This window comes from Vibrio sp. 10N.222.46.A1, from assembly GCF_041473595.1.
Taxonomy (GTDB): Bacteria; Pseudomonadota; Gammaproteobacteria; order Enterobacterales; family Vibrionaceae; genus Vibrio; species Vibrio tasmaniensis_A.
The window spans coordinates 1-8741 of record NZ_JBFRSN010000222.1; the positions used below are offsets into that span (position 1 = coordinate 1).

The 8741-nt window shown below is 43.0% G+C and carries 9 protein-coding genes; 5 read left to right on the plus strand and 4 right to left on the minus strand.

Annotated features, from left to right (window positions below):
• The 4 genes from ttcA to AB4496_RS07490 all read right to left on the minus strand — a co-directional run.
• Positions 1-709 (minus strand): tRNA 2-thiocytidine(32) synthetase TtcA (ttcA, locus tag AB4496_RS07475; protein WP_372130759.1); only part of this gene is annotated, 709 nt, incomplete at its 3' end.
• Positions 710-998: 289 nt separating this feature from the next.
• Positions 999-1649 carry a DUF2987 domain-containing protein gene (locus AB4496_RS07480; protein WP_009846717.1) on the minus strand — a complete coding sequence of 217 codons (651 nt, stop codon included), beginning with the start codon at positions 1647-1649 and terminating at the stop codon, positions 999-1001.
• A 123-nt stretch (positions 1650-1772) separates the two neighbouring features.
• Positions 1773-2621, minus strand: a complete 849-nt coding sequence (locus tag AB4496_RS07485) for a glucosaminidase domain-containing protein (RefSeq protein WP_009846718.1) — start codon at positions 2619-2621, stop codon at positions 1773-1775.
• Positions 2614-3462, minus strand: a complete 849-nt coding sequence (locus tag AB4496_RS07490) for a membrane protein (protein WP_009846719.1) — start codon at positions 3460-3462, stop codon at positions 2614-2616. The genes AB4496_RS07485 and AB4496_RS07490 overlap by 8 nt, the downstream gene beginning before the upstream one ends.
• 329 nt (positions 3463-3791) lie before the next feature.
• Here AB4496_RS07490 and potA point away from each other — a divergent pair, with 329 nt between their 5' ends.
• The 5 genes from potA to AB4496_RS07515 all read left to right on the plus strand — a co-directional run.
• The gene (potA, locus tag AB4496_RS07495; RefSeq protein WP_009846720.1) at positions 3792-4907 is read left to right on the plus strand and encodes a spermidine/putrescine ABC transporter ATP-binding protein PotA; all 1116 of its coding nucleotides are present in this window, start codon (positions 3792-3794) and stop codon (positions 4905-4907) included.
• Positions 4891-5748 carry a spermidine/putrescine ABC transporter permease PotB gene (gene potB, locus AB4496_RS07500; RefSeq protein WP_012603924.1) on the plus strand — a complete coding sequence of 286 codons (858 nt, stop codon included), beginning with the start codon at positions 4891-4893 and terminating at the stop codon, positions 5746-5748. Before potA ends, potB begins: the two co-directional genes overlap by 17 nt.
• Positions 5748-6518 carry a spermidine/putrescine ABC transporter permease PotC gene (potC, locus tag AB4496_RS07505; protein WP_004733706.1) on the plus strand — a complete coding sequence of 257 codons (771 nt, stop codon included), beginning with the start codon at positions 5748-5750 and terminating at the stop codon, positions 6516-6518. Before potB ends, potC begins: the two co-directional genes overlap by 1 nt.
• 137 nt (positions 6519-6655) lie before the next feature.
• Positions 6656-7690, plus strand: coding sequence for an extracellular solute-binding protein (locus tag AB4496_RS07510; RefSeq protein WP_102257388.1), 1035 nt, complete (start codon positions 6656-6658; stop codon positions 7688-7690).
• Positions 7691-7917: 227 nt separating this feature from the next.
• On the plus strand, positions 7918-8741 hold an 824-nt coding region (locus AB4496_RS07515; protein ID WP_372070295.1), incomplete at its 3' end, for an extracellular solute-binding protein.

Sequence of the window (8741 nt, forward strand, 5' to 3'; positions counted from 1 at the left end):
CACGACCTGGCGTTTTCTTATCCCAATCAATCAACATTGCTTTAATGTTCTGGCGCTGTAGGTTCTCTTGAGAGCCACACAGGTTACAAGGAATGATTGGGAAATCTAGGTGCTCTGCGTATTGGATTAAGTCCGTTTCACGACAATAAGTCAGTGGACGAATAACAACGTTACGGCCATCATCAGAACGCAATTTTGGCGGCATTGCTTTCAAGCGTGCACCGTGGAACATGTTCAGGAACATCGTCTCAACAATATCGTCTAGGTGGTGGCCAAGAGCAATCTTAGTCGCCCCAATTTTCTCTGCAAACGAGTACAAAGTACCACGACGAAGACGAGAACATAGACCACAAGTTGTTTTACCCTCTGGCACTTTCTCTTTAACTACGGAGTACGTATCTTTATCTACGATGTAGTAAGGAATGTTCAGAGTTTCGAAGTATTCAGGAAGAATGTGCTCAGGAAAGCCAGGTTGTTTTTGGTCTAGGTTTACGGCAACAACATCGAATTTGATAGGTGCAGCTTCACGTAAACGTAGCAAAATATCTAGCATCGCAAATGAATCTTTACCGCCACTAATGCATGCCATTACTACGTCATTCTCTTCGATCATGTTGTAGTCAACGATGGCATTTCCAACATTTCGTCTCAGGCGTTTCTGAAGCTTGTTGAATTCAAGTGTTTCTTTTTTATTTTCGTTTTGGTTCATTGCGACTCTCACACCGTCGTATTACCGACTGTAGATTGCTAGTGGGACTGTTTTAGGGCGTGGATTATACGGATTTTTATTTGATGTTGAAATAGTAACGGCAGGATTAACAAGCTGAGTATTGGAAAGATTCCGCTTCTTTTGTGCTTTAAGCTCTCTAAACGGTTAGATAAACGCGTCTTAACAAATTCGAGGTTTGCATAGTAGACAAAGAAAAGCAGCCTTCTCTAAAAGATCAGGCTGCTTAAGAACTACTTCCTCAAAGCGTAGGGAGTGCTTCTAGCTAGACTTATTGCGCGGGAATGTACGGTAATACGCGAACCGTTGGCTCTGGTAAAGTGATGCTGTCACTTCCATTCAGCTCTTCTAAGGTGAATTTAGCACGCCCTTCTTTAATTGGGATCTGTTTACCGTTAGATAGAGCAATGTTGCCTTCAAGCTTGTCATTGAACTCCAACGTTAACCCTTGGATATCAGGTGTGAACCAGCTAGAGAACATGCCGCTGACGTCTTCTAGCATCGCTTGCATCTGCGGTAACAGGCTTTCTAGCTGTGCAACTTCAACAGTTTCAGCTAAAGGTTCCTGTGTCATGACAACGAGCGAATACGCGCACTCTTGTTCTTGGGTTTGTACAAAGATAAGAGGATTTGCTGAGCGCAGGTTTTGATCTACAGGTAGAAGCAGCTCATTCGCAGGAGACACTTTTAGCTCTTCGTAGTGCTCTTCTTTCTCCATCCAAGCTTTGCTGATGTGACAGGTTTTCTGTGCTTGTTGGTCAACAAAGAACACCGCAACTTTGACATCATCGTGCCCTTCTTTGGTGTTGTTTTTCAGCTGAGTATAGAGTTTAGAATACGTGAACATGTATTCTTGCGCCGAAGCTGGAAGAGAAACCCCAAAACTTAAAATGGCTAATAAAGCGAGTGCTGTCTTTTTCATTATTATAATCTTGTTGAAGTTGAGCGTTTATAAATAGAAAGAGCAGCCAATGAGCTGCTCTTTTGCGATATTGCTTGGTGTCAAATTGACTAAAGAAGTCAATCAAACGGATATCCAAATGAGTTACTTTTCCCAGTATACCTTGTTGTGACGGATCATAGCTTGTAAATCAGTCACATAGTCTGAACCTCGCTCAGAATATTTTAACAAGCCATTGGTCAATTCGGTCGCCGTTTCTTTGGTTAACAGATCATTACCATTCGCTGCCAGTTGCGCACGAATGGCTCTTAAATCTGCATAGGCACGGTTACGATTAAGGTTCATGAAGTAACGGTGTACGGATTCTTGGCTTGAAGAAAATGTTGCTACTTCATGCGAGCTGCCTTCGTTACGTTGTAGCGGAACAAGGCCACAACCTTTGCTGTAACACCAATGTCCGAAATAGTTGTTTGCTTTGGTGGCGAAACGTGATGTCCCCCAAGCTGATTCATTAGCAGCCTGTGTCAGTACCAGCGCCTCTGGCAGTACGTTGACTCGGTTAAGCAATTCCGCCAACCATGTCTGTTCTATACCTGTGCTAGGTACCGGTAAGCTGTACAACTTCCCTAACCTTTTCGCATAAGAAATGTCTTCAGAATCAATATTACTTAAACCAGATTCAGAGAGCTTAGTTAAAAACGCACGTTCTTTGGTGATACGTTTGTTTTCAATCTTGATGCTTGGTCGTAGGAACGAGAAAAACGCGTCTTTTTTCTCGTTTACACCCTTAATAGCCGCAAAATTTGGTGCGCTTGAAGCAACAGTCAAGTCATCAAATTGGTCTGCTGAAGTAGAGCTCTGTTCTGTCGTACGTCGGCGTTCTTCTTCTTGGTAAAGGTATGGGCCAATCAGTGAGATAGAACCCACGATTGCTAGTGTTGTTACCTTGAGCGCAAGAGATTTACTCGCGCTGCCTTTGTCGTTATTACGCATCGAAGACCTGCGGGTTTTTGTTCTTGTTACCATGGCTACTGTTGTTGCCGTTATTGTTACCGCCATCGCTATCGTCATCGCTCATTGGGCGGTCTGATGCAATTATCTTCAGCTTGATGCCAAACATTTCACGGTAAACGATACCTTTCACGTGGAAGAAGAATGGAAGAACGAAGATCAAGCCAATGCCGTACATCATCGCAGCAACGATGAACATCAGCATAACCATTAGGTATATAGACGCGACTACGAAGATCTTCTTATTTACTGCTCTTAGAGAAAGTAACAGCGATTGCATCGGTGGCACTTTTTTATCACAAATCAGCAGAATTGAGTTGCTGAACGCAAGTGAGAAGTAGATAGACAGAAATGGCAGAATCATACCAGCGATGCCTTGAAGCATTAGGCTGAACAAAGTCACTAGAATAACGGGGATCGTAAACTGTAAACCTTTGCCTATGTGGCGCACTTTAGTTTGAAGACCTGCAGCATGGCTCATTGCCATTAAACAGATGCCGGCATAGATAGGTGCACTGACGACTTCATAGCTAAAATTCGCAATGAAAATCGATTCAACGATCTGGGGGGTAAAGGCCTCAGGGTCGATTACCGCATCTAAGATCACTGCTGGGTCACCAAGTTGCAGTTTTAGTGCGATATAAAAGATAGCCAATTGTACGAACATCAGCGCAACAATCGCAGGGGAAAACGAAAGAAAGTGACTTATCGTATGTTTCCAAGCCTCTTGGAATACAGCCGTTGCTTTGAGCTCATAATCGCCGGAAAGTGCACGGTCGATACTACCGCCCAAATTAAAATCTTTTTCGATGTCGTTGTTCATATTGATACCTAGGTGCGCCAACTAAACGAAGGCACCTAACTTATTGATAAAAAATTACCTTCATTATACCCATATGTCGGATGCAAACTAAAATATGAATCTGTAACAAGGCTTGCTTTTACGTCTTAATGGTTAATAATTAGACACTTGTTAGGGTGTGAACCCAACAAATAACAGTATGGTAAAGGATGTTTACTTTTACCTGCGAATTTTTTTGTCTTCGAAAGATAAAAAATGCTTTGAATTCACGTTTTTGGTGATTATGATGCGCGCCTTAGAGGTGTATAGCAACAGGTCTCAAATAGAACCAAGGTGGAGAAAAACAGACGTTGAACGCTAAAAAATCAGTAGGGAAGCCAGTAGTACAGCTAACTGGCATCAGTAAAAGTTTCGATGGTAAGGAAGTCATCGGCAATCTGGATTTAAACGTAAATCATGGTGAGTTTCTCACGATTTTAGGCCCATCAGGTTGTGGTAAAACAACCGTGCTAAGAATGATTGCGGGTTTTGAAACGGCGGATAGTGGTGAAATACTATTAGCTGGACAGAACGTAACCCAAGTTCCTGCTGAACAAAGGCATGTAAACACTGTTTTCCAAAGCTATGCCCTATTCCCGCATATGACCGTTTTCGATAATGTGGCATTTGGCTTACGCATGCAGAAAGTTCCAAGCAGCGAGATTGAACCTCGTGTAATGGATGCTTTGAAAATGGTGCGCTTAGAGCAAATGGCACAACGAAAGCCACACCAGCTATCTGGCGGCCAACAGCAACGTATCGCAATCGCTCGTGCTGTCGTTAATAAGCCTAAAGTTCTCTTGTTGGATGAATCTCTATCTGCTCTTGATTACAAACTACGTAAACAGATGCAAATCGAGCTGAAACAACTGCAACGCCAACTTGGTATCACGTTCATTTTTGTAACGCATGACCAAGAAGAAGCACTCTCTATGTCCGACCGCATTATTGTTATGCGTGATGGCGTGATTGAACAAGACGGAACACCAAGAGAGATCTACGAAGAGCCTAAGAACCTATTCGTAGCGCGTTTCATTGGTGAAATTAACGTATTCGAAGCGACAGCTAAATCTCGTCAAGATGAAAAGCGCATTGTTGCGACAATCGAAGGTGAAGAGTCCATTATCTATCACGATAAAGACGTAACACCGGGTCAAAAACTGCAAGTATTGCTTCGCCCTGAAGATCTTCGTATCGAAGAAATCAAAGAATCTGAGCAACGCGGTATTGTTGGTCACATTGTCGAGCGAACCTATAAAGGCATGACATTAGATTCAGTCGTAGAACTTGAGTCGGGTATGCGTGTCATGGTTAGCGAATTCTTCAACGAAGATGACCCTGATGTTGATCACTCACTGGGCCAAAAAGTTGCAGTAACTTGGGTTGAGAGCTGGGAAGTGGTATTAGAAGATGAGCAAGAAGTTTAATTTACAAAACGCAATTGTTGCTTTAATCACAGGTTGGTTGGTGCTGTTCGTGATGATTCCAAACATCATGATCATCGGTACTAGCTTCTTAACTCGTGATGAAGCTAACTTGATTGAGATGACTTTTACTCTCGATAACTATGTGCGTTTGGCTGATCCGCTGTATTTTAAAGTGCTGATGCACTCTTTCTATATGGCAATCGTTGCTACCCTGCTTTGTTTAATTATTGGTTACCCGTTCGCCTATATCGTGGCAAAAATGCCAGCGAAGTGGCGTCCAATCATGTTGTTCCTCGTGATTGTACCATTTTGGACTAACTCACTGATTCGTACTTACGGATTGAAAGTGGTTTTGGGTACTCAAGGGGTTCTGAACAAAGGTTTGTTAGCGTTAGATATTATTGATAAGCCGCTACGCATCATGTACTCAGAAACCGCAGTAATGATTGGTTTGGTGTATATCCTACTTCCATTCATGATTCTGCCGCTGTATTCAGCGATTGAAAAACTGGACGATACGTACCTAGAAGCGGCTAAAGATTTAGGTGCGAACAAACTGCAAACGCTATTGAAAGTCGTGTTACCACTGACTATGCCAGGTATTGTCGGCGGTTGTTTATTAGTGTTATTGCCCGCGTTAGGTATGTTCTACATCTCTGACCTATTAGGCGGAGCAAAGAACCTGCTGATTGGTAACGTGATTAAGAGCCAAGTACTCAATGCTCGGGACTGGCCGTTTGGCGCTGCGACGAGTATTGCACTGACCGTGGCAATGGCTGTGATGCTTTATGCCTACTACCGTGCAGGCAAGTTATTGAATAAGAAAGTGGAGCTAGACTAATGGGTCGCACAGTTAAGTTCAGCTTTATGGCGTTGGTATACGCTTTTCTATACCTACCTATTATCGTATTGATTGCAAACTCATTTAATGCCAATAAATTCGGCATGAAATGGGGTGGCTTTACCACCAAATGGTATGACGCGCTGATTAACAACGACAGCCTAATGCAGGCTGCGTGGCATTCGATCAACGTAGCGGTGTTCTCAGCGACTGCCGCAACGATTGTCGGAAGCCTGACTGCCGTTGCCCTATTCCGTTACCAATTTAAAGGTAAAGGCATCGTCAATGGCATGTTGTTCATCGTGATGATGTCACCAGATATCGTAATGGCGATTTCGCTTCTTGCGCTATTCTTGGTTATGGGTGTACAACTTGGGTTCTTTACCCTACTTGCAGCGCACATTACTTTCTGTTTACCGTTCGTTGTGGTAACGGTTTACAGTCGCTTGAATGGCTTTGATGTGAAGATGCTAGAAGCAGCAAAAGACTTAGGTGCAAGTGAGTGGACGATTCTAAAACAGATCATCCTGCCTCTTGCTAAGCCAGCGGTTGCTGCGGGGTGGTTATTGAGCTTCACTCTGTCTTTGGACGATGTGATCATCAGCTCTTTCGTAACAGGTCCAACTTACGAAATCTTGCCACTGAAGATTTACTCGATGGTTAAAGTCGGTATATCTCCAGAGGTCAACGCCCTAGCAACAGTGATGTTAGTGGTGTCGTTAATACTGGTGATTATTTCTCAGTTGTTAGCGAGAGAGAAAATCAAGTAAGTCTCCTACTCTTTGCTGAGACGGACTTGATAAGATTCAAGTTTAACAAAAGTGTTATTCATAAACAGAATGGTAAATTGCCATTCTGTTTTTCTATCTACTGCCTTTAGGCAACGTTTAGTTTGGAGCTAACGTCAATGAAAAAATGGGCTACTCTATTAGCTGGTAGTGCATGTGCGCTTTCAATGTTATCTGCATCATCATTTGCAAAAGATAACAAAGAATTGGTATTCATGAACTGGGGACCTTACATCAATAGTGAGATTCTAGAACAGTTCACTGATGAAACTGGAATCAAGGTTATCTACTCAACTTACGAGTCGAATGAAACCTTGTACGCAAAGCTAAAAACACACAACAAAGGCTACGACCTAGTTGTGCCGTCGACTTACTTCGTTTCTAAGATGCGTGACGAAGGTATGCTACAAAAAATCGATAAAACTAAGCTGTACAACTTCAAGAACCTAGATACTAACTACTTAGATAAGCCGTACGACCCAAGCAACGACTACTCTATTCCACACGTAGTTGCGATTACAGGTCTTGCTGTTAACACTGAAATATACGATCCGGAAGACTTCCAAAGCTGGGCTGATCTATGGAAGCCAGAGCTTGAAGGTCAACTGATGATGATGGACGACACGCGTGAAGTGTTCCACATCGCACTGCGTAAGCTAGGTTACTCTGGTAACACAACCAACGAGAAAGAGATCGACGAAGCTTACGCTGAACTACAAAAGCTAATGCCGAACGTTCTAGTATTTAACTCAGATAACCCTGGTGCGCCATACATGTCTGGTGAAGTGGGTCTTGGTATGCTGTGGAACGGTTCTGCTGCTGCAGCGCAAAACGAAGGTCTACCAATCAAACTGGTTTTCCCTAAAGAAGGCGGTATCGGTTGGGTTGATAACTTTGCGATTAGCTCTGGTGCGGTAAACGTAGAAGCAGCTCATAAGATGATCGACTTCCTACTTCGCCCAGAGATTGCTGAGCAGATTTCTCGTGACACAGGCTACCTAACAGCCGTTAAAGCGTCTAACGAGAAGTTTAAAGACAGCCCTGCGCTGTTCCCATCTCAAGAAGACCTTGATCGTGTGGAATGGCAAGCTGCGGTTGGTGATAAGACGGTGAAGTACGAAGATTACTTCATGAAGCTTAAAGCCGGTCAGTAAGCGAGTTTGTTATCTAATTGCTCCGGTCAAAAGAGGCTAATAAGTAACTGGTTTACTTAACAAGCCTAGTTAGGTAATCAACAAACTAAAAATAAGAATATCAATCAATAGGCAGCTTAGGCTGCCTATTTTGTTATATCACTGCTATAATTTAGCGCGATTTTTAGAAATCCATTTACTTTGGGTTCAATACCCAGCTCCAAATCAAACAAATGAACGGAACAGTAATGAAAAAAACACTGTATACCGGCGCATTGTGTGCTGCTACTTTACTTTCTACACCCTCTTTCGCAGCTGACCAAGAACTGTATTTTTACAACTGGTCTGAATATATTCCAAATGAAGTACTAGAAGACTTCACCGAAGAGACTGGCATTAAAGTCTATTACTCAACTTATGAGTCTAACGAAAGCATGTACGCTAAGTTAAAAACTCAAGGTACGGGTTACGACTTGGTCGTTCCTTCTACTTACTTCGTTTCTAAGATGCGTAAAGAAGGCATGCTTCAAGAGCTTGATAAAACTAAGCTAAGCCACTTTGCAGATTTGGATCCAAATTACTTAGATAAGCCATTTGACCCAAATAACAACTACTCGATCCCATACATCTGGGGCGCAACGGGTATTGGTATCAACTCAGATATGCTAGACAAGTCTTCAGTTAAAAACTGGGGCGATCTGTGGGATACACAGTGGGAAGGTCAACTGATGATGATGGATGACTCTCGTGAAGTTTTCCATGTCGCACTGTCTAAACTGGGTTACTCTCCAAACACGACTAATCCTGAAGAAATCAAAGAAGCGTACGAAGAACTTCGTAAGCTAATGCCAAACGTATTGGTATTTAACTCAGATTTCCCAGCAAACCCTTACCTAGCGGGTGAAGTGTCTCTTGGTATGCTTTGGAATGGCTCTGCTTACATGGCACGCCAAGAAGGCGCAACGATTGACATCATCTGGCCAGAGAAAGGCGCTATCTTCTGGATGGATAGCCTAGCGATTCCAGCAGGTGCTAAGAACACTGAAGCGGCACATAAGATGATCGACTTCCT

Bases quoted from the DNA above. Each gene is read 5' to 3' on its own strand.
- AB4496_RS07480 (WP_009846717.1), bottom strand. From the start codon at position 1,649: ATGAAAAAGACAGCACTCGCTTTATTAGCCATTTTAAGTTTTGGGGTT.
- AB4496_RS07485 (WP_009846718.1), bottom strand. From the start codon at position 2,621: ATGCGTAATAACGACAAAGGCAGCGCGAGTAAATCTCTTGCGCTCAAG.
- AB4496_RS07490 (WP_009846719.1), bottom strand. From the start codon at position 3,462: ATGAACAACGACATCGAAAAAGATTTTAATTTGGGCGGTAGTATCGAC.
- potB (WP_012603924.1), top strand. From the start codon at position 4,891: ATGAGCAAGAAGTTTAATTTACAAAACGCAATTGTTGCTTTAATCACA.
- potC (WP_004733706.1), top strand. From the start codon at position 5,748: ATGGGTCGCACAGTTAAGTTCAGCTTTATGGCGTTGGTATACGCTTTT.
- AB4496_RS07510 (WP_102257388.1), top strand. From the start codon at position 6,656: ATGAAAAAATGGGCTACTCTATTAGCTGGTAGTGCATGTGCGCTTTCA.